The sequence below is a fragment of the Sphingosinicella soli genome, from assembly GCF_014199685.1.
GTDB classification, from domain to species: domain Bacteria; phylum Pseudomonadota; class Alphaproteobacteria; order Sphingomonadales; family Sphingomonadaceae; genus Sphingosinicella; species Sphingosinicella soli.
Genome location: NZ_JACHNZ010000032.1, coordinates 1 through 20809 on the forward strand (window position 1 = coordinate 1; position 20809 = coordinate 20809).

A 20809-nucleotide genomic window follows, 5' to 3' on the forward strand; every position below is an offset into this window, starting at 1 on the left:
ACTGCGACGCCCCCGTCGCAAGCCGCGAGCGCGTCGGCGGCAGGCCAGGAACAGGTCAAAGTGTCGGCGAAGTCCTGCCCAAATACGGCGGCATTCACGGACACGCTCGGCGCTGCGGCACCGGCTGTTCTATCCTCCCCATCGCTCCCCGCCACCGACACACCGGCCAGGTTTTCGGCCCTGGAATGGTCGGTGGTGGCCCTCGCCGAGCGCGACCCCCTCTCGACGCTGCATTCCCCCGGCCGCGTCGCCGTCGCGCTCGGCACCCTTTTCGGCAGCCGCCCCAATCCGCAGCTCGCCGATTCGAAGCTCGAAGCCCTGCGCAAGGTCGCCGTGCTCACGTGGCATCAGGGCTATTCGATAGCCGAATCCGCGGTCCGCAGCTTTGTCGCCGCCGGTTTCAGTCACGATCACTACGCGCTGCTCGCAGGCAGCATCACCAATGCACGCGCCCGCCGCGACCGAAGGAATTCCCGATGAACATGATGACGAAGATCAAGGCCGAGGATGCAGCGCCGTCGCGCGTGCGCCGCCTCTCACAGCGCCCGCTCTGGCAGCACCTTTCGGCGGCCGCGCTCCCGGTGATCGCGATCGTGGCGGTGGGTGTTCTCAACCGCGAATCGCCCGCGATCGCGGCGGCGCCGCCGCCCACCGTCACGGTCGCGGCGCCGCTCGTGCGCGATGTGACCGAGTGGCAGGACCATGTCGGCCGGTTCGAGCCGTCGCAAAGCGTCGAGGTGCGTCCGCGCGTCTCCGGCGCCGTGACGGCGGTGCATTTCACCGACGGCGCGATCGTTCAGAAGGGGGATCTCCTCTTCACGATCGATGCCCGCCCGTTCGCCGCGTCGCTTGCCGAAGCCCGCGCCGGCGCCGTGCAGGCACGCAGCGACGTCGCGCTCGCACAGGCCGATCTCGACCGCGCCAACCGCCTGCTTGCCGACGAGGCCGTTTCGCAAAGCGATCTCGATCGTCTCGCCGCCCGTGTCCGCGCCGCCCGCGCGTCGCTTGCGGCGGCCGAGGCGCGTATCGGCGCGCGCGCGCTCGATGTTCAGTTCACGCAGGTTCGCGCGCCTGTCACCGGCCGCATCTCCGATCGCCGTGTCGATGCGGGCAACATCGTGTCCACCGCCGATACGGGGGGCGGCACGCTGCTCACAACGATCAACGCGCTCGATCCGATCTATTTCACCTTCGACAGTTCCGAAGCGCTGTTCCTGAAGGCGCAGCGCGAGCGGCAGAAGGCGGGCGCGGCGCAGCAGGTGGAGATTCGCCTGCAGGACGAAACCGGTTATAGCTGGAAAGGTCACGTCGATTTCACCGACAACGGCATCAGCGCGCAGTCCGGCACGATCCGCGCCCGCGCGGTGGTCGCCAATCCGGACTATTTCCTCACCCCCGGCATGTTCGGCAACATGCGGCTGACGGACGGTTCGCCCGCCCGCGCGCTGCTCGTACCGGATAGCGCCGTCCGCACCGATCAGGCGCGCAAGGTGGTGTACGTGGTCACCGAGGACGGCACCGTCGCCGCGCGCGAAGTCTCGCCCGGCCCGCGCATCGGCAGCCTCCGCAGCATCCGCAGCGGTATCACGGCCCAAGACCGCGTCGTGGTCCAGGGCCTGCAGATGGTGCAGCCCGGCGCGAAGGTCACGCAGCGTCTCACGCGGATCGATCCGCCCGCTGCCGCCCCCGCTGCGGCGGCTGCCGTAAACGAACCCGCGGCCTCGCAGGCGACCATCGCCGCGCTCTGATCCGCCGCCACGACCAACAGAAGACCACGCCTCCCGCGTAAGCTGCGGGAGGCGGCAGGAAAGGCATTGTCCGATGCGCTTCAGTCATTTCTTCATCCGCCGGCCGATCTTCGCGGGCGTGATCGCGATCATCATCACCATCGTCGGCGCCTTCGCGTATTTCGGCCTGCCGGTCTCGCAATTCCCCGACATCGTCCCGCCGACGGTAACGGTGAGCGCCAACTACCCCGGCGCGTCTGCCGAAACCGTGGCCGACACCGTCGCCGCGCCGATCGAACAGCAGATCAACGGCGTCGACAACATGCTCTACCAGTCCTCGCAATCGACCGGCGACGGGCGGCTTGCGATCACCGTCACCTTCAAGCTCGGCACCGATCTCGATGCCGCGCAGGTGCTGGTGCAGAACCGCGTCGCGCTCGCCGAGCCGAGCCTGCCCGAAGAGGTCCGCCGTCAGGGCGTCGTCGTGCGCAAGACTTCGCCGTCGTGGCTGATGGCGGTCAACGTGCTGTCGCTCGACGGCTCGCTCGACCGCAGCTATGTCTCGAATTACGCGCTCACGCAGATCAAGGACCGGCTGACGCGCGTCGAAGGGATCGGCGACGTGCAGGTGCTCGGCGCGCGCGATTATGCGATGCGCATCTGGATCGATCCGGGCCGCGCCTCCGCGCTCGGGCTGACGGCAGGCGAGATCGTCTCGGCGCTGCGCGCGCAGAACGTCCAGGTCGCGGCGGGAACGATCGGCCAGCCGCCGTTCGATACCGGCGCGGCGCAGCAGCTCAGCGTCGAAACGCAGGGCCGTTTCAAGACCGCCGATGAATTCGCCGACATCATCGTGCGCACCGATGCCTCAGGCGCGATCACCCGCGTGCGCGATATCGCGCGCGTCGAACTCGGCGCGGAGGATTACGGCGTCAACGCCTATCTCTCGGGCCAGGATTCGATCATCCTGGGGATCACCCAGCGCCCCGGCACGAATGCGCTCGCCGCCGCCGAAGGGATCAAGGCCGAACTCGCCGACGCGGCAAAGAGCTTTCCGCAGGGGCTCGAATACCGGATCATCTGGAACCCCACCGAATTCATCAGCGAATCGATGGGCGCGGTGCAGGCGACCTTGTTCGAGGCGGCGCTGCTCGTCGTCGTCGTCATCCTTATCTTCCTGCAAAGCTGGCGCGCGGCGATCATCCCGATCATCGCGATCCCGGTATCGCTGATCGGCGCCTTCGCCGTGCTTGCGGGCCTCGGCTATTCGCTCAACACGCTTTCGATGTTCGGGCTCGTGCTCGCCATCGGCATCGTCGTCGACGACGCGATCGTCGTGGTCGAAAACGTCGAGCGCAATCTCGAACTCGGCCTCTCCCCGCGCGAGGCGTCGCACCGCTCGATGGACGAGGTTTCCGCCGCGCTCGTCGCGATCGTGCTCGTGCTCTGCGCCGTGTTCGTGCCGACGACCTTCCTCACCGGTATCACCGGCGAATTCTACCGCCAGTTCGCGGTCACGATCGCCAGCGCGACGATCATCTCGCTGGTGCTGTCGCTGACCCTGTCGCCCGCGCTCGCCGCGCTGCTGCTGCGCCCGAAGGCGGAGGTCGCGCCCGCATCGGGCTGGCGCCGCCATGCCTGGCTTGCAGGCGCCTGGTTCAACCGCAATTTCGATCGGCTGAGCGAGCGCTACGGCGCGTTCACGCATCGGCTTGCAGGTGCTCCAAAGCGCGTGTTCGCGGTTTACGGCGGCCTCGTGCTTGCGGCGGGCGCGCTGTTCTGGGCGACTCCAGCCGGGTTCATCCCCGCGCAGGATCAGGGCTATGCGCTCGCCGCGATCCAGCTTCCGCCGGGAAGCTCGATCGAACAGACCGACCGCGTGATGAAGAAGGCCGTCGCGAAGCTGCTGGAGGTGCCCGGCACCGAAGCGGCGGTGATGTTCTCGGGCTTCGACGGTGCCTCGGGAACACAGGCCTCCAACGCCGCTGCCGCCTACGTCACCTTCAAGCCGTTCGCCGAGCGCGCCGGAGGCCGCACCGGCGGCGCCATCGAAAACGACATGCGCGCCGCGCTTGCCGATCTCAACGAAGCCTTCGTGTTCGTCATTCCGCCGCCCGTCATTCAGGGCATCGGCAACGGCGGCGGCTGGCGCATGATGGTGCAGGATCGCCGCGGCGCGGGCTACGGCCCGCTCGAACAGGCTGCAGGCGGCGTGATCGGCGCGGCGCATCAGGCGACCGAACTCGCCAACGTGCGCACGCTTTTCAACACCGCGACGCCGCGCATCTACGCCGATATCGACCGTGCCAAGGCCGATATGCTCGGCGTGCCCGCAACGCGCGTGTTCGAAGCGATGCAGGTCTATCTCGGCTCGGCCTACGTCAACGATTTCAACCTGCTCGGCCGCACCTTCCGCGTCACCGCGCAGGCCGACGCGCCGTTCCGCGACGACGTCTCCGACATCGCGCAGTTGAAGACGCGATCGAACGGCGGCGGCATGGTTCCGATCGGCGCCGTCGCGACCTTCGAAGACCGCACCGGCCCCTACCGTGTCACCCGCTACAATCTCTTCCCTGCGGTCGAAATCGACGGCGATACGGCGCCCGGCGCCTCGACCGGCCACGCGCTCACGCGCATGGAAACGATCGCCGAAGACCTGCCGCAGGGTTTCGCGGCGGAATGGACCGATCTTGCCTTCCAGCAGAAGGCGGCGGGCAATATCGCGGTGCTGATCTTCGGCCTTTCGGTGGTGTTCGTCTTCCTCGTGCTCGCCGCGCAGTTCGAAAGCCTGATGCTGCCGCTCGCGATCATCCTCATCGTGCCGATGACACTGCTCGCGGCGATGCTGGGCGTGAACCTGCACGGTCTCGACAACAACATTCTCACGCAGATCGGCCTCATCGTGCTCATCGGCCTCGCCGCGAAGAATGCGATCCTGATCGTCGAGTTCGCCAAGCAGGCCGAAGATCGGGGCCTTGCGCCGCGCGCGGCAGCCGTCGAGGCGGCGCGCGCCCGGCTGCGTCCGATCCTGATGACGAGTCTCGCCTTCATCCTCGGCGTGCTGCCGCTGATGATGGGGTCGGGGCCGGGCTGGGAGCTGCGCCAGGCGCTCGGCACCGCCGTGTTCTACGGCATGATCGGCGTCACCGCGTTCGGCCTCGTCTTCACGCCGGTGTTCTACGTCGCCAGCCGCAGCCTCGGCGAGCGGATGCGCCGCCGCCCGTCTGCGTTGCAACTCGCCGAATAAGAAAGGCACATGCCATGTTTCGCACGCTTCTGATGGCCGCTTCCACGCTCGCGCTCGCCGCCTGCGCGACCGGCCCCGATTATGCCGCTCCCAATACCCCGACATCTGCCGGTGCCTTCGTCGCGGCCACGTCCGCCGTCGATACGCTCGCCCCGGTGAAGGCCGATTGGTGGCGTCTCTACGACGATCCGGTGCTTGATGGTCTCGTCGCGGGCGCCATCACCGCGAACACCGACGTCCGCGTCGCGGTCGCCCGGCTCGAAAAAGCCCGCGCCGCGCTCCGCGAGGTCCGCACCGATCGCCTGCCGAATGTCGGCGTCGGTGCAAACGCCGCCTACGGCCGCCTGCCCGAAAGCCAGCGCGGTTCGGGCGCGCCGCGCGAGGATTGGTCCATCGATGCCGGGCTCGATGTCGCCTACGAGGTCGATCTGTTCGGTCGCGTCTCGCGCGGGATCGAGGCCACGCGCGGCGATCTCGGCGCGGCCGAGGCGGACCTTGAAGCGGTGCGCGTTTCCGTTGTCGCGGAAACGACGCGCGCCTATGCGACTGCCGCCGCCGCAGCCGAACAGATCGCCGTGGCGCAGCGCATCGTGGACCTCCTCGATCGCTCGCTCCGCGTCACCGATCGGCGGCGCGCGGTCGGTCTCACCACCAGCCTCGATGTCGCGCGCATCGCCACGCTCCGTCATCAGCGTCAGGCCGAAATTCCGGCGCTCACCGCCGATCGCGACGCCGCGCTGTTCCGTCTCGCCACGCTCACCGGGCGCGCCCCCGCCGACCTTCCGCCGATCGCGGCGGCGCGTGTCTCCACGCTCCGTCTCGATACGCCGATCCCGGTCGGCGACGGTGCCCGGCTTCTCGCGCGCCGTCCCGACGTCCGCGCCGCCGAACGCCGACTCGCCGCCGCGACCGCGCGCATCGGTGTCGTCTCCGCCGATCTCTATCCGCGCGTCAGCCTCGGCGCCTCGATCGGCTCGACCGGGCCGGACATCGGCGACGTGTTCGGCGGCGGGCCGCTGCGCTGGCTGCTCGGTCCGCTCATCAGCTGGTCGTTCACCGATCACGAGCGTACCCGCGCGCGCATCGCCGGGGCGGAGGCCGATACGCGCGCGGCGCTTGCGGCGTTCGACGGCACGGTGCTTCGCTCGCTGGAGGAAACCGAAACCGCGCTTTCGGCCTACGGGGGCGCGCTTGATCGGCGCACGGCGCTGCAAGCCGCCCGCGATGCCGCGCAGCAGGCCGCGCGCATCGTCCGCGCGCAGCAGCGGGAAGGGCAGGTGGATAGCCTCGCGCTCATCGATGCGGAGCGGACCTTCGCCGAAGCCGAGGCGCAGCTTGCCGCCATCGATGCCGGTATCGCGGACGCGCAGATCAACCTGTTCAAGGCGCTCGGCGGCGGCTGGAACGCGGGGGGCGCAGCGTAGCCGCAGGCACGTTCAGCCCCCGCTCATCAACGGACGCAAAGGATGCGACGCGATGGCGGACGAGACATGAAACGCGGCGATATGAGCGTGGTGAAGGTGAAGGGGCTGCTGTGCGCAGCGCTCCTTGCCCTCGTGTACGTATCTCCGGCGCACGCCGAGGTGCCCGATCGCATCACCAACGTCACCGTCTACGGCAACGAGCCCTGCCCCAGCGGCGACGGCGACGAGATCGTCGTGTGCGCGCGCGAGCCGGAGGGGGAGCAGTACCGCATCCCCAAGCGCCTGCGCGAAACGAAGAAGAACGATCCGCCCTCGCAGTCCTGGGCCGCCCGCGTGCGCACGCTCGACGAGGCGAGCCGCCCGTCGATGCCCAACAGCTGCTCGGCCGTCGGCTCGGGCGGGCAGACCGGCTGCACGGCGGCGCTGCTGCAGCAGTGGTTCGCGGCGCGGCAGGCCGCCAAGGCAAGGGCTGCCGATATTCCCTAAGCGGCGAGCTGCTTTTCAAGACTGTCGAGCACGCGGTAGCACGGCATCACCTGCGCCACGCTGGCGTTCGGTTCGCGTCCCTCGCGGATCGCGGCGACGAATTCGCGGTCCTGCAATTCGATGCCGTTCATCGAAACATCCACCTTCGACACGTCCACCACCTCGTCGCGCCCCGTCACGAGATCGTCGTAGCGCGCGACCCATGTGCCGTTGTCGCAGATGTAGCGGAAAAACGTGCCGAGCGGCCCGTCGTTGTTGAACGACAGCGACAGCGTGCAGATCGCGCCGCTTTCGCTTTTCAGCTGGATCGACATGTCCATCGCGATGCCGAGTTCGGGGTGGCGCGGCCCCTGAAGCGCGTTCGCCTGCACGATCGGCCCCGCCTGATACGCGAACAGATCGACCGTGTGCGCGGCGTGGTGCCACAGCAGGTGGTCCGTCCAGCTGCGCGGGTCGCCCTTGGCGTTGATGTTCTTGCGGCGGAAGAAATAGGTCTGCACGTCCATCTGCTGAACGCCGATCTCGCCCGCCTTGATCTTGTTGTGGATATACTGGTGGCTCGGGTTGAAGCGCCGCGTATGGCCCACCATCGCAACGAGCCCGGTGTCCTGCTGCGCCTTCAGCACGGCTTCGCCGTCCGCAAGGCTGTCGCAGAGCGGGATTTCCACCTGCACATGCTTGCCCGCCTTCAGGCACTGGATCGCCTGACTGGCATGAAGCTGCGTCGGCGTCGCGAGGATCACGGCGTCGAGACCCGGCAGCGCAAGCGCTTCGTCGAGTTCGGTGGTCGCGTGCCCCACGCCGTATTTCGCCGCGACCGCCCGCGTCGGCTCCAGCGTGCGCCCGACGACCGAGACGACCTCGACCCCGTCGATCTGCCGCAGCGCGTCGAGATGCTTTTCGCCGAAGGCGCCGGCGCCTGCGAGGGCGATCTTCATGGTTTCTCCTTTCCGGCGGGTTCGAGCACGAGGTGCCCGACCGCGGTGTTGCTGGCGGGAACGTGATAGTGGCGGTGCAGTTCGCGCGCGCGCGGCCCGAGCGCGCCGCGCATGATGAGCCACATGACGAGTTCGATCCCCTCCGATCCCGCCTCGCGCAGATACTCGATATGCGGCATGTGCCGCAGCGCCTCGGGGTCGCCGGTCAGCCGGTCGAGGAAGGCGCGGTCCCAGTCCTTGTTGATAAGCCCCGCGCGCGGCCCTTGAAGCTGATGACTCATGCCGCCCGTGCCCCATATCTGCACGTTCAGGTCTTCGGGAAAACTCTCCACCGCGCGCGCGATCGCTTCGCCGAGCAGCCAGCAGCGGTTGCCCGTGGGCGGCGGATAGGTGACGACGTTCACCGCAATCGGCACGACCTTCACGGGCCATGCGCGCGGCTCTCCGAACATCAGCGACATGGGAACCGTAAGCCCGTGATCCACCGCCATCTCGTTGATGATCGTAAGATCGAATTCGTCGAGGATGCAGCACTGCGCGATATGCCAGGCGAGATCGGCGTGGCCCTTCACCGGCGGCACCGGGCGCGGCCCCCAGCCTTCGTCGGCGACCGCATATTCGTCCGCGCATCCGATCGCGAACGTCGGGATGATCTTCATGTCGAACGCCGACGCATGATCGTTGTAAACGAGCACGACGACATCGGGCTTTTCCCGCGCCTGATACTGCTTCACCCAGTCGTAGCCCGCGAACAGCGGCTTCCAGTACTCCTCGCCCGTCTTGCCCAGATCGATCGCCGCGCCGATCGCGGGAACGTGGCTGGTTGCGATTCCGGCGGTGATGCGCGCCATGTTCAGCGTCCTTCCCGTATCGAGCGCACACCGTCGGGCGAGCGGCCGCCGCCGAGCATCATGGCGGCGTAATCGTCCTGCGACATGCCCGTCATCGATCCCGCCGCATATTGAAAGCTCTTGCCGTCGGTCGCGAAGATCTTGGCGAGGAAATAGATGTTGCCGCCTTCATCGATCATCGCGTTGTAATCGCGCGCCAGCACGGCGGCCTTCTGCGTTTCGGTGAGCGGCCATTCGCCGAGATAGGCGCGTTCGTCCGCCTTGAAGCGTTCGCGATTCTCCGCCTTCATCAGGCTCATCGCGAACTGGTTGAGGTGATAGCCCCTGCGCGCCCGCGCGGCGGTGAACACGCGCGTGCCGGGGATGTCGTCGAACTGCGCGAGATAGGCGTGAATGTCGCGTGTCAAAGCCCGCGTCCCTTCAGCAGCGTATCGAGGCGCGGGAACACGCGGCGCACATTGCCTTCGAAAATCGCATTGCGCTCCGCATCGCTGATCGGCAGCGCGTCGACATAGCGCTTGGTGTCGTCGAAATACTGCCCCGTGGTGGGATCGATGCCGCGCACCGCGCCCACCATCTCGCTGCCGAACAGGATGTTCTTCGTGTCGATCACGTCCGCGAGCAGATCGATGCCCGGCTGGTGATAGACGCACGTATCGAAGAACACGTTGTGCATCAGATGCGCGGAAAGGTCCGGCTTCTTCAGCATGTCGGCGAGCCCGCGATAGCGGCCCCAGTGATAGGGAACCGCGCCGCCGCCGTGCGGAATGATGAAGCGCAGCGCCGGAAAATCGCGAAACAGATCGCCCTCGATCAATTGCATGAAGGCGATCGTGTCGGCGGCGATGTAATAGGCGCCGGTCGCGTGCAGCCCCGGATTGCACGATCCCGACACGTGGATCATCGCGGGCACGTCGAGGTCGCACATCGTCTCGTAAATCGGATACCAGTAGCGATCGGTGAGCGGCGGGTGCTTGAAATGCCCGCCGCCGGGATCGGGATTGAGATTGCAGCCGACGAAGCCGAGTTCGTTCACGCAGCGCTCCAGTTCGGCGACAGACGCAGCAAGATCGGCGGCGGGCGACTGCGGCAGCATGCAGACGCCCACGAACGTCTCCGGGTAAAGATACGCGACGCGCCCGATGAGATCGTTGCACGCGCGCGACCATGCGATGCTCACGGCCTCGTCGCCCACGTGATGCGCCATCGCCGATGCGCGCGGCGAAAACAGCGTCATGTCGGCCCCGCGTTCGCGGATCAGCCGCAACTGGTTCGTCTCGATGCTCTCGCGGATTTCCTCGTCGGAAACATCAGGGTAGGGCGGCGGCGCGCTGCCCGCCTTGAACGCGGCCTTCTGCGCCTCGCGCCATGCGTTGTGGGGCGCGGGGGCCGTCGTATAGTGGCCGTGGCAATCGATCACGAGGCTCATGCGGGAACGTTCAGGCTGCCCAGCGCCGCGAGCTTTGCGGCAAGCCCCTCGGGCGGTGCGATGCCGAGCGTACCGAGCGCGCGCTGGCGGGCGATCGTGCCGCGCGTCATCAGCGGGGCGACGCCCAGGTCTTCGAGCGTGCGCGCCGCTTCCTCCATCTCGGCGGCGCGGCGCAGGCCGTGGGCGAGCATCCGGTCGAGATTATAGTCCGCCTTCTGCGCCCAATCTTCGCCGAGCGAAGACAGCACCGCGTCCACCACGTTCGCGCGGTGCGCGGCGAGCACGCACTCGGCGGTCAGCGCCTCGATGCCCTTCACCATCACCGATCGGATCATCTTGATCGCCGAAGCGTCGCCGACCTTCGCGCCGACGCAGCGCACGTCCTGAAAGCCGAGCCCCTCCAGCACGGACGCGCCCGCGTCCGCATGCGGCCCGGAGACGAGCAGCGGAACGGCGGTGCGTTTCGGATGAACCGGCGCCATCACCGCAACATCGACATAGCGCCCGCCCGCCGCCGCAATCGCCGCTTCTGCGGCGCGCTTGGTTTCAGGCGCGACGCTGTTCATGTCGAACCAGAATGCGCCTGCGCCCAGATCGCGTGCAGTCTCCCGCGCGACCGCGAGCGCGGCGTCCGCCGTCACCAGCGAGAGCGCGGCAGGCGCTCCGGCGAGCGCATCGCGCGCGCTTGCGCAGGGCGTCACGCCGACCCTCGCATAGTCGGCGCGTTTTTCCGCATCGGTCCTGATGTCGAATGCCGCAGCCGCGCTGCCCCAGTTCGCTGCGGCGGCAAACGCCTGCGCCGCTTCGCCGAAACCGATAAGGGCAACCTTGCAAGCCATGCCCGGCATATGCGCACACACGCCTGCGGCCTGCTAATCGGAACGGAACAGGGGGTATAGGTTTTACCGAATTCAGAATGTATCCGCGCAGTGTTTCAGCGTATCCGCGAAGGCCTGCTGCGCCGCCGTCGCCCGCCAGCCGACGCGCGTTGTCATGCCGATCGTGCGCTTGAAGCCCGGCGGCGTATCGCAGAGCCTCACCAACCAGCCCGCTTCCAGCTCGACCGCGACCTGATCGCGCGACAGCAGCGTCAGAAAATCGCTTTCCAGCAGAATCTGCCGGATCGTCATCACCGATCCGCATTCCACCGGCACCTCCGGCACGGCAATGCCCGCCTCGCGGAACATCCTTTCCCACTGCGTGCGCAGCGGCGTTCCCGGCGCGGCGATCGTCCAGGGATAGCGGGCGAGCGCTTCGATATCCGGCCGCTTCGCCTTCGTCAGCGGATGATCGGCGCGCGACACCACGATCGGATGGTCGTCGAACAGCGCCGTCTGCGCCACGTCGCCGCCGGGTTCGGGTTCGCGCAGCGCGCCGACGATCAGATCGAGTTCGCCGTCGCGCAGCGGCTCGATCAGTTCGGTATGCGATCCTTCGATGATCGCGACGGTGATGCCGGGGTGGGCGCGGTGGAACAGCGCGATGGCGCTCGGCAGCAGCCGCGCGCGCGACAGCGGCATGGCACCGATCGCGATGCGTCCGCTTTCGCGGCCATGCAGCGCGTCCAGTTCCGAAAGTGCGGCAACGAGTTCGGTGCGCGCCAGCCGGAATGCGCGGACGGTGCGTTTGCCCGCCGCCGTCAACACGACGCTGCGTCCCCGCCGCTCGACGAGCGTGCGCTTCAGCGCCAACGACAGGTCATGGACGGCGCGGTGCAGCGTAGGTTCGGCGAGCCCCGTCGCAAGGCGCGCCCCCGCGTAGCCGCCGCTTTCCGCCACCGCGAGCAGCGCGCGAAACTGCGCCATCGTCACGCGCGGCGACGCGATATGCGCCAGCGCCGCATCGGCGCGCGCCGCGAGCAGATGGCCGGCCGTGGTCGGTAGCATGCCCGAAGGAATGCGGTCGAACAGGCTCAGCCCCAGCCGCGCCTCCAGCCGCGCCAGCGCCTCGGTGATTGCGGGCTGCGTCAGGCCGATGCTGCGCGCCGCCGCCGAAATGCTGCCCGCGCGGGTAACGATCGCGTGCGCGCGCAGATGACGAAGATTGAAGTCCTGGTATTGCATGCAATCATGATTAGCATCAGCCTATGGCGGGCGCATAGTTCCGAATTGCCGCCTTGCGGCGGTGGGCGCATGCCGTTTCTCTCACTATGGAGGGGCCTATGTCCGCTATCGTCGTCCAGTCCGTCGCGCGCGCCGACGCCGCCGTGATAGACGGCCTCGCGCGCTGCGGCGTCGCCACGGTGCACGAGGCGCAGGGCCGCACGGGGCTTCTCGGCAGCGGTCTGCGGCCGATCTACGCGGGCGCGCGCATTGCAGGGTCGGCGGTGACGATCTCCGCGCCGCCCGGCGACAACTGGATGGTGCATGTCGCGATCGAACAGCTGCGCCCCGGCGACATTCTCGTGCTCGCGCCGACCAGCCCCTGCGAAGACGGCTATTTCGGCGATCTGCTGGCAACCTCGGCGATCGCGCGCGGCTGCCGGGGCCTCGTCATCGATGCGGGCGTGCGCGATGTGCGCGATCTCACCGAAATGGGCTTCCCGGTCTGGTCGAAGGCGGTGTTCGCGCAGGGCACGGTGAAGGCGACGCTCGGCTCGGTGAACGTGCCCGTCGTTTGCGCCGGCGCGGCGATCATGCCCGGAGACGTGATCGTTGCGGACGACGACGGCGTCTGCGTCGTGCCGCGCGCGTCCGCCGCCGAAACGCTTGCGAAGGCGCAGGCGCGCGAGGCTGCCGAGATCGCCAAGCGCGAGCGCCTTGCCGCAGGCGAGCTCGGCCTCGATATCTATGCCATGCGCGAAAAGCTCGTGGCGATGGGCCTCAAATATGTCTGACGGCGTCCGCTGCATGTGGATGCGCGGCGGCACCTCGAAAGGCGGCTATTTCCTTGGCGCCGATTTGCCGCAAGACCCGGCGGCGCGCGACGCGTTCCTGCTCCGCATCATGGGGTCGCCCGATCCGCGCCAGATCGACGGCATGGGCGGCGCCGATCCGCTCACCAGCAAGGTCGCCGTCGTGTCGAAATCGGCGCGGCCGGGCGTGGATGTCGATTATCTGTTCCTGCAGGTGTTCGTGGACGAAGCGATCGTCAGCGACGCGCAGAACTGCGGCAACATCCTCGCGGGTGTCGGCCCGTTCGCGATCGAGCGCGGGCTGGTGGCGGCGGCGGACGGCGAAACCCCTGTTTCCATCTACATGGAAAATACCGGCCAGATCGCCGTCGCAAGCGTTTGCACCCCCGGCGGCGCCGTAACCTACGAAGGCGATGCCCGCATCGACGGTGTGCCGGGCGCGCACGCCCCCGTGCCGCTCGCCTTCCGCGACACGGCGGGATCGAGCTGCGGCGCGCTGCTGCCCACCGGAAACGCGGCGGACGAGATCGACGGCGTATCCTGCACCCTTGTCGACAACGGCATGCCCTGCGTCGTGATGCAGGCGGCGGACGTGGGCGCCACCGGCTACGAAAGCCGGGATGACCTCGATGCCGCTGCCGCGCTCAAGGCGCGGATCGAAGCGATCCGCCTCAAGGCCGGGCCGATGATGAACCTCGGCGACGTGTCCGCGAAGTCGGTGCCCAAGATGATGCTCGTCGCGCCCCCGCGCGGCGGCGGGGGGATCACCGTCCGCAGCTTCATCCCGCACCGCGCGCACGCGGGCATCGGCGTGCTCGGCGCGGTGAGCGTGGCGACCGCCTGCCTGATCGAAGGCTCCCCCGCCGCCGCGCTCGCCGCAGTGCCCGGCGGCGCGCGCAAGCGGATTTCGGTCGAGCACCCGACCGGCGAAATGAGCTGCGTGCTCGACGTCGACGATAAAGGGCATGTCACGCGCGCCGCGCTGCTGCGCACGGCGCGCAAGCTGATGGACGGGATGGTGTTCTGATGGCGCGCAGCAAGACCTGGGTTGATTTTCCGTCGAAGCCGAACTGGGTTCCGCCGCCCGGCGCGGTCGATGCGCACGTCCACGTGTTCGGCCCCGAGGCGGAGTTTCCGTTCAGCCCGCTCGCGAAATATCACCCGGAGGACGCGACGCCCGAGATGCTGTTCGCGCTCCGCGACCATCTCGGTTTTTCGCGCAACGTCATCGTGCAGGCGAGCTGCCACGGCACCGACAACGCCGCAACGCTCAGCGCCATCGCCAGATCCGCCGGCCGCGCGCGCGGTGTCGCCGTGGTCGATCCCGATATCAGCCTCGATGAACTCAGGCGCCTGCACGCGGGCGGCATTCGGGGCATACGCTTCAACTTCCTCAAGCGCCTCGTCGACAATGCGCCGAAGGATAAGTTCATCGAGGTCGCAAAACGCATCGCCCCGCTCGGCTGGCACGTCGTCGTCTATTTCGAGGCGGACAGTCTTGCCGAACTGATCCCCTTCCTCGAAGCCATTCCCACCACCATCGTCGTCGATCACCTCGGCCGCCCGGACCTCACGCAGGGCCCGGAAGGCGTAGACATCACCGCCTTCAAGGCGCTGCTCGACACCCACCCCAACATCTGGGCCAAGGTCTCCGGCGCCGAGCGCCTGTCGCTCGACGGACCTCCCTTCGATAACTTCATAAACATCGTCCGCCCCATCGTGGAGCGCTACCCCGACCGCATACTCTGGGGCACCGACTGGCCGCACCCCAACATGGAGCACCGCGTCCCCGACGACGGCACCCTCGTCGACGTCCTCCCCCGCATCGCAGTGACGCAGGAACTCCAGCACAAGCTCCTCGTCGCCAATCCCGAGCGGCTCTACTGGGCGGACTGACAGCTCGCCTCCGGCTCCGCGCCATGCCATAGACCGCGCTCTGAAGGAGTGAGCGCAATGGATGCAGAGACGTTCGAGCTGTTCCGCTCGACCATCCGCCGTTTCGTCGACGAACGCCTGATCCCGGCGGAGGATGCGGTCGAAGAGGCTGACGCCGTTCCCGATGCGATCGTGAACGAAATGCGCGAGATGGGCCTGTTCGGCATTTCCGTCCCCGAGGACTACGGCGGGCTCGGCTGCACCATGTCCGAGGAAGCCGCACTCATCCGCGAGCTGACACGCGCCTCCGTCGTGTTCCGTTCGGTGATCGGCACCACGCTCGGCATCGGCAGCCAGGGTATCGTCATCGACGGCACGGAGGCGCAGAAACGCGAATGGCTGCCGAAGTTCGCAAGCGGAGAGGCGATCGCGAGCTTCTGCCTCACCGAGCCCGAGGCAGGCTCCGATGCCGCCTCGCTGCGAACAGCCGCCGTGCGCGACGGCGACACCTACCGCATCACCGGCACCAAGCGCTACATCACCAACGCGACGCGCGCGAACGTCTTCACGCTGATGGCGCGCACCGAGCCGGTGAAGGGCGCAGCGGGCATTTCCGCGTTCATCCTTCCCGCCGATACGCCGGGTATCACGCTCGGCAAGCCCGACAGGAAAATGGGCCAGAAAGGCTCGGTGACGACCGACGTGATCCTCGACGATGTCGTGGTTCCGGCGGCGAACATCATCGGCGGCGTGCCGGGGCGCGGTTTCAAAACCGCGATGAAGGTGCTGGATCGCGGCCGCATCCACATTTCCGCCGTCGCGCTCGGCATGTGCGACAGGCTCATCGCCATGAGTCTCGCCTACGCGATGGAGCGGACGCAATTCGGAGAGCGCATCGCGAACTTCCAGCTCGTGCAAGGCATGCTCGCCGACATGAAGGTGGACATGCTCACCACGGAAGCCCTGATGCAATCGGTCGCCGCGAAGTTCGATGCAGGCGAGGCGGTGAGCCTCGAATGTTCGGCGCTCAAGCTCCACGCTTCCGAAGCCGTCGGCCGCATCGCCGACCGCGCCGTGCAGATTCACGGCGGTGCGGGCTACATGGCCGAATACAAGGTCGAACGCTTCTACCGCGACGTCCGCCTGCTCCGCATCTACGAGGGCACCTCGCAGATCCAGCAGACGATCATAGCGCGGCAGATGATGCGGAAGGCCGAAGCCGCCGGTTAGCCCAATCTGTTCATCAGCGGCACCGCAACCGCGCGCATGAACCAGGGCAGCATTTTGTGGCCGGGCAGCGCCGCCGGGTCGAGGATCGGCAGCGCAAGATCATCCTCTGGGGTGCCGCCGATCATTGCGGCGGCCTCGCGCGCGGCTGCGATGCCGAGCGTAAGTCCGAAGCCGTTGCAACCGGCAAGCGCGTGGAGAGTGTCGCCGAGACGGAAGAGTCGCGGCAGGCCATCGGGGGTCACGCCGATCGTGCCCGATGAAAGGCTTTCGAAGCGCGGCGCGAACTGCGGATAGGTTCGGGCCAGGCGACGCTCGGCGGGTCTCGCGGCGGCGGGCAATGCGGGGTGCCGGGTTTCCGAAAGCGCGCTGACGACAAGGCGCTGTTCGGCGTCCGTCGCGGGCGAGAAAATCGCCGGATCATCGAGATCGATGAAGGCGTGCGTTCCCGGCATCGGCGAAACGGAAAGCGGCGCGGTTGCGGCGATGCTGCATCCCACCGGATAGACGGTCCCTGCCATCTCAGGAAAGAGCGGCGCGCTCGCGCCCGTCGCCAGCAGAACATGGGCTGCATCGATGTGTCCGCGCGGCGTGCGCACGCGCCACGCATGCCCGTGTCGTTCAATTGCGGTTGCGGGTGTTTCGCCATGGATGGACCCGCCGCCGGCCCTCACGAATGCCGCAAGTCCGAGCACGAATTTCAGAGGGTGCAGCGTGCCGCCCTCGGGCAGCAGGATGCCGCCTGCATAACGATCGGTGCCGACCCGGCTTGCGGTTTCGTCGGCATCCAGCGCGGTAAAAACTCCCCCGTACCGTTCCCACGCGGCGAATTTCGTCCGCGCGCGGTCGAGGCTTGCGGCGGTGCGGGAGACGCAGAGATAGCCGGGCCTCAGGTCGCAGGCGATGGCGGCGGTGAAATCCCCAAGCGTCCGGCCGGAACCCGCAACGCGCCGGTTCCATCGTTCGCCGCGCACTGGCCCCAGCGCCTTCATCACGTCGTCGGGGTTTTTCTTGCTGCCGAGCATCATCGGGGCGAAATGCCCGGCGTTGCGGCCGGAGGCGCCGCTGCCGGGCGCGGCGGCATCGACCACGACGACCGATACGCCGCGTGCGAGGAGGTCGAGCGCGGCGACGAGCCCGGAGTATCCGGCGCCGATGATGGCGACGTCGGCTGCCGTGTTCGTTTCGAGCCGTTCGAAACGGGGCGCGTTTTCTATCGTCCAGACGTCCGGCAAGCGCTCAGGCTCCCGGGGCGAAGCGCGCCGAAACGACGCGCAGCACATGGTCGATGTTCGCCTGGATTGCGGCGCGCACGTCGGCCGGTTCGATGAGCGGGTCCGCGCGGGCTTCCCATGTCAGGACGCAGGCGTCCCCGTCCGGCGTCACGCTTGCGGTTCCGACATAATTGTCGAAGGGCAGGGGACCGCGCGCGATGATGCGATAGGTGTAGGACCGCGCCGCGCGATTGTAGCGGACGATGGCTTCGGTGACGACCGCGCCGCCGGGCAGGAACAGCCTGCGGATCGCGCCTTCCCCGTCCCCGTCGACCTCCAGCCGCTCGACCACGCCCTCCATGATCGCCATGCTGCGGAGATCGCCGATCAGCCCCCACACGGTGTCTGCGTCCGCTGCAACGCGAACCTTGCCGCTACAGGCGATGCTGTGGCCTCCGGTCATGGTGTCGGCAGCGCCGCCGTGATTTCGATCTCGATCATGCATTCGGGGAACGCCAGCCTGCGCACTTCCACCGCCGTTGTGGCGGGGAGATCGAGCCCCCCATAGCGGGCTATCCGCGCGCCGTTCGCGGCGATGAAGGCGTCCATGTCGGTAACGTAGATGTTCTCCTTCACCACGTTCGCCATCGTCGCGCCGAAGGCATCGAGCGTGCGCGTTATGCCCGCGTACACGCTGCCGATCTGCGCGGCCATGTCGCCGGGAAATTCCGGCGCGAACGCATCATCGACGCTGAGCGAGCCGGAGATGTGGAGCGTGCCGCCGCTCCGCACCGCCTGCGCGTAGCCGAACGCCTTCTCGCCTTCGGGACGCAGGTGAAATGTCTGCCTGTCGATCATGCCGGAGCCCTTTTCAGAATTTCACCCGCGCTTCGACGCCGAACGTCCGGCCTGGATCGGGCTGGATGGCGTCGCTGCCCAGCGGCACCAGCCCGGCGGCGAAGATGTAGCGCGAGAAGGCCGATGTCGCATAGTGCGTCTTGAACAGGTTCCTGCCGAACACGGTGAGCCCCCAGCGTTCGCCTTCAACGCCGATCTGCGCATCGACCGTCGAATAGGCCTTCTGGAACAGATAGGCGTCGGGTGTGGCGGGAAGCTGGAAATCCTGGAAGGACTGGCGACCCTTTGCGTTGAAATCCACCCGCGCCCGCGCGGCCATGTCGTCGGACAGGTCGAGCGTGTACTGCGCGCCGAGGTTCAGCGTGTACTTCGGCGCGTTCGGCAGCTGCTGGCCGACATAGGCGTCGGTTGTGCCGTCGAAATCCTTGATCTTGGTGTCGATGTAGCCGAACGCGGCATTGAGATCCAAGCCCTTCACCGGGCGCGCGGCAAGCTCGAACTCGAAGCCCTTGATCGCCGCCTTGCGCGCGTTCAGCGAGCCTTGCGTGAATGTGGCGGCATCGAGCTGGAAGATCTGCGGATTGAGATGCTGGGTATAGAAGGCCGCGACGTTCAGGATCACGCGCCGGTCGAGCCAAGAGGTCTTGGTGCCGATCTCGTAATTGCGCGAGGTTTCCTTGCCGATGACGCGCGGGAAGGCGGCACCTGCGGCGATCGGGTTGAAGCTGCCGCTCTTGAACCCCTGCGAATAGGTCGCATACAGCGTCAGCTCATCCGACGGCTTGTAGGCGAGCGAAACCTTCGGCTGCAGTTTCGAGAACGTCGCCTTGTCGGTCGCTGACGCCAGATAATCGTCCTGCTTCGCCTCGTTGGTATCGTAGCGCAGCGCCGCCGTCAGTTCGAGTGTGTCGAGAAGGTCGTAGTTCAGCTGTCCGAACACGGCATACTGGTTGAAGGTGAGCCGCGTGTCGGCGAGCGTCGCGTCGATGATGAGGCCCGAGGATTCAAATCCGTCGGGCGTGATGCAGGTGCCTGCGAAAAGGCAGGCATCGAGCGAGGCGAGCGTTGTCACATCGCGCTTCGAATGCTGGTAATAGGCGCCCAGAATGTAGCGCAGCCGCTGCGCGCCCGGTGACGTCAGGCGAAGCTCCTGGCTCCAGCTTTCCGTCACGCGAAGCTGCCGGGTAAACGGCACCAGCGGAAACGGCGAGATGTCGAGATCCTCGCTGAAATCGACGTCGATCTTGTCCCACGCGGTGATCGACGTGAACGTGCCGATCGACGTGTCGTAATTCAGCGACATCGAGAGATCGGTGACGGTGCGGTCGGTCGAGGAGGGGCCGTCGAGATTGGGGCGGACCGCCGCCATCTCTTCGGTGATCTCGCCGCCCGTCGTGCCGAGCACGTCGACAAGGCTGAACCACAGGGCGCCGCCCTTTTCATCCATGTGCGCGGCGCGCAGATCGATGCTGAAATCATCCGTCGGCTCGATGATGATACGGCCCGAAACGCGCGTCTGGCGATTGCGGTCGAGCGTGCGGCCGTCGAAATCGTTCTTGATCGTGCCGTTGCCGTCGCGGTGCGAAACCGTGACGCGCGCGAGCACGAGGTCGGGCACGATCGGGCCGCTTACCGCGCCGAACACGCGCCATGCGTCGCCCGTGCCGTAGCTCAGTTTCGCTTCGCCCTCGAAGGTGTTGGTCGGGCGTTTCGTGGTGATGTTGATTGCGCCGGCGATGGCGCCCTTGCCGTAGAGCGCGCCCTGCGGGCCTTTCAGCACCTCCAGCCGCTCCACATCGGTCAGGTCCATCGTGAAGGCGTCGGCATCGGGCAGGATCACGCCGTCCACCGAAAACGCCACCGCCGCCGCCTGGTTGCGGTTGGAGCCGAGCCCGCGGATCGAGATGTTGTTGGTCGCCGTGTCCTGATCGTTGGTGATGTTGACGTTGGGCGTTACGGCCAGAAAGTCGTCGATCCGCTCAAGCCGCCGCTCCTCGATCACGCTGGCTGAAAACGCCGTCACCGTGTCGGGAACCTGCTGCAGATTCTCCTCGCGCTTGCGCGCCGTCACGATGATGTCTTCGAAACCGCCGCTGCTTGCGCCCGGATTTTCCTGCGCGATCGCGGTGCCGCAAAGCGCCGAAGCTGCGGTCGATACCATCAATGCGAAACCGCATGTGTTCTTGAATCTGCTCATGATGTTCCCCTCTGCTCCCTGTAATGTGACGGCCTGTTCAGATCAGGCTCGCCGGTAGTGTTTTCCCGTCGGCTTCATTGTCCCATATCGCGCCCAGGATGACCCAGCGGCCTTCGTGGCGAACGATGTGGGCGAAGGTCACGCCCTTGCGCGTTTCGCCGTTCATCTTGGCGATGAAGCTGCTGCGCACGCCCGCGACGTTGCCGAAGGCCTCCACATGCCGTGCGATCTCGATCTCGCTGAAATCGGCAAGCGCCCCGGATTGGCGCTGCGCGTCCATCGCGGCGACGAAGGCTTCGACGGCAATCGGGCTTGCGGCCCCGGAACTGAGCGCGGCAAGCGTTGCGTCCGGGTGGCAGCAGGCGCGGAACGTGTCCCAGTCCGGCGCTTTCTCGGCATTCCAGCCGACCGCATCGTAAAGGCGCGGGCAGAGCGCCAGGATCTCGTCAAGGTCCGTGTTCGTGATATCGCCAGACATGATG

Annotated in this window: 20 protein-coding genes; 9 read left to right on the plus strand and 11 right to left on the minus strand. The window is 67.2% G+C overall.

What is annotated here, in order from left to right; all coding sequences use genetic code 11:
- The 5 genes from GGQ98_RS13115 to GGQ98_RS13135 form a co-directional block, all read left to right on the plus strand.
- Window positions 1-480, plus strand: a 480-nt coding sequence (locus tag GGQ98_RS13115) for a hypothetical protein (protein WP_207791407.1), incomplete at its 5' end; no start/stop codon positions are given.
- On the plus strand, window positions 477-1748 hold the full coding sequence (locus tag GGQ98_RS13120; RefSeq protein ID WP_184070231.1) for an efflux RND transporter periplasmic adaptor subunit: 1272 nt from the start codon (window positions 477-479) through the stop codon (window positions 1746-1748). The genes GGQ98_RS13115 and GGQ98_RS13120, both read left to right, overlap by 4 nt.
- 73 nt (window positions 1749-1821) lie before the next feature.
- Window positions 1822-4974 (plus strand): efflux RND transporter permease subunit, encoded by a 3153-nt coding sequence (locus GGQ98_RS13125; RefSeq protein WP_184070232.1) that lies wholly within the window; start codon window positions 1822-1824, stop codon window positions 4972-4974.
- A 14-nt stretch (window positions 4975-4988) separates the two neighbouring features.
- A complete protein-coding gene (locus GGQ98_RS13130) occupies window positions 4989-6398 on the plus strand; it encodes an efflux transporter outer membrane subunit (protein ID WP_184070235.1) in 1410 nt (469 codons plus the stop codon).
- Window positions 6399-6464: 66 nt separating this feature from the next.
- Window positions 6465-6884, plus strand: a complete 420-nt coding sequence (locus tag GGQ98_RS13135; RefSeq protein ID WP_243451880.1) for a hypothetical protein — start codon at window positions 6465-6467, stop codon at window positions 6882-6884.
- Here GGQ98_RS13135 and GGQ98_RS13140 read toward each other — a convergent pair.
- From GGQ98_RS13140 to GGQ98_RS13165, 6 genes are all read right to left on the minus strand, one after another.
- A complete protein-coding gene (locus tag GGQ98_RS13140) occupies window positions 6881-7822 on the minus strand; it encodes a Gfo/Idh/MocA family oxidoreductase (protein ID WP_184070237.1) in 942 nt (313 codons plus the stop codon). The genes GGQ98_RS13135 and GGQ98_RS13140 overlap by 4 nt on opposite strands.
- Window positions 7819-8673, minus strand: coding sequence for a class III extradiol dioxygenase subunit beta (locus GGQ98_RS13145; protein ID WP_184070239.1), 855 nt, complete (start codon window positions 8671-8673; stop codon window positions 7819-7821). The genes GGQ98_RS13140 and GGQ98_RS13145 overlap by 4 nt, the downstream gene beginning before the upstream one ends.
- A gap of 2 nt (window positions 8674-8675) precedes the next feature.
- Window positions 8676-9080, minus strand: coding sequence for a protocatechuate 4,5-dioxygenase subunit alpha (gene ligA / locus GGQ98_RS13150; protein ID WP_184070241.1), 405 nt, complete (start codon window positions 9078-9080; stop codon window positions 8676-8678).
- Window positions 9077-10102, minus strand: coding sequence for an amidohydrolase family protein (locus GGQ98_RS13155; protein ID WP_184070243.1), 1026 nt, complete (start codon window positions 10100-10102; stop codon window positions 9077-9079). The genes ligA and GGQ98_RS13155 overlap by 4 nt, the downstream gene beginning before the upstream one ends.
- The gene (locus tag GGQ98_RS13160; RefSeq protein WP_184070245.1) at window positions 10099-10941 is read right to left on the minus strand and encodes an NAD(P)-dependent oxidoreductase; all 843 of its coding nucleotides are present in this window, start codon (window positions 10939-10941) and stop codon (window positions 10099-10101) included. The genes GGQ98_RS13155 and GGQ98_RS13160 overlap by 4 nt, the downstream gene beginning before the upstream one ends.
- 72 nt (window positions 10942-11013) lie before the next feature.
- Window positions 11014-12165, minus strand: coding sequence for a LysR family transcriptional regulator (locus tag GGQ98_RS13165; RefSeq protein ID WP_184070247.1), 1152 nt, complete (start codon window positions 12163-12165; stop codon window positions 11014-11016).
- Window positions 12166-12263: 98 nt separating this feature from the next.
- Here GGQ98_RS13165 and ligK point away from each other — a divergent pair, with 98 nt between their 5' ends.
- From ligK to GGQ98_RS13185, 4 genes are read left to right on the plus strand one after another with little or no spacing between them, the layout of a single operon-like run.
- Window positions 12264-12938 carry a 4-carboxy-4-hydroxy-2-oxoadipate aldolase/oxaloacetate decarboxylase gene (gene ligK / locus GGQ98_RS13170; RefSeq protein WP_184070249.1) on the plus strand — a complete coding sequence of 225 codons (675 nt, stop codon included), beginning with the start codon at window positions 12264-12266 and terminating at the stop codon, window positions 12936-12938.
- Entirely contained in the window at window positions 12931-13983 is a 1053-nt protein-coding gene (locus GGQ98_RS13175) for a 4-oxalomesaconate tautomerase (RefSeq protein ID WP_184070251.1), read from the plus strand. The genes ligK and GGQ98_RS13175 overlap by 8 nt, the downstream gene beginning before the upstream one ends.
- A complete protein-coding gene (locus GGQ98_RS13180) occupies window positions 13983-14852 on the plus strand; it encodes an amidohydrolase family protein (RefSeq protein WP_184070253.1) in 870 nt (289 codons plus the stop codon). Before GGQ98_RS13175 ends, GGQ98_RS13180 begins: the two co-directional genes overlap by 1 nt.
- Window positions 14853-14909: 57 nt before the next feature.
- Window positions 14910-16061, plus strand: a complete 1152-nt coding sequence (locus GGQ98_RS13185) for an acyl-CoA dehydrogenase family protein (protein ID WP_184070255.1) — start codon at window positions 14910-14912, stop codon at window positions 16059-16061.
- Here the strand turns inward: GGQ98_RS13185 and GGQ98_RS13190 are convergent.
- Genes GGQ98_RS13190 through GGQ98_RS13210 form a run of 5 tightly spaced genes read right to left on the minus strand, consistent with a single transcriptional unit; the run spans window position 16058 to window position 20805 of the window.
- Window positions 16058-17293 carry an NAD(P)/FAD-dependent oxidoreductase gene (locus GGQ98_RS13190; RefSeq protein WP_184070257.1) on the minus strand — a complete coding sequence of 412 codons (1236 nt, stop codon included), beginning with the start codon at window positions 17291-17293 and terminating at the stop codon, window positions 16058-16060. The two genes, GGQ98_RS13185 and GGQ98_RS13190, sit on opposite strands and share 4 nt — an antisense overlap.
- Before the next feature lie 4 nt (window positions 17294-17297).
- The gene (locus tag GGQ98_RS13195) at window positions 17298-17735 is read right to left on the minus strand and encodes an SRPBCC family protein (protein WP_184070259.1); all 438 of its coding nucleotides are present in this window, start codon (window positions 17733-17735) and stop codon (window positions 17298-17300) included.
- Window positions 17732-18130, minus strand: a complete 399-nt coding sequence (locus GGQ98_RS13200; RefSeq protein ID WP_207791408.1) for a RidA family protein — start codon at window positions 18128-18130, stop codon at window positions 17732-17734. The genes GGQ98_RS13195 and GGQ98_RS13200 overlap by 4 nt, the downstream gene beginning before the upstream one ends.
- Before the next feature lie 13 nt (window positions 18131-18143).
- A complete protein-coding gene (locus GGQ98_RS13205) occupies window positions 18144-20327 on the minus strand; it encodes a TonB-dependent receptor (RefSeq protein ID WP_184070261.1) in 2184 nt (727 codons plus the stop codon).
- Between the two features lie 37 nt (window positions 20328-20364).
- Window positions 20365-20805, minus strand: coding sequence for a hypothetical protein (locus tag GGQ98_RS13210; protein WP_184070263.1), 441 nt, complete (start codon window positions 20803-20805; stop codon window positions 20365-20367).
- Window positions 20806-20809: the final 4 nt, after the last annotated feature.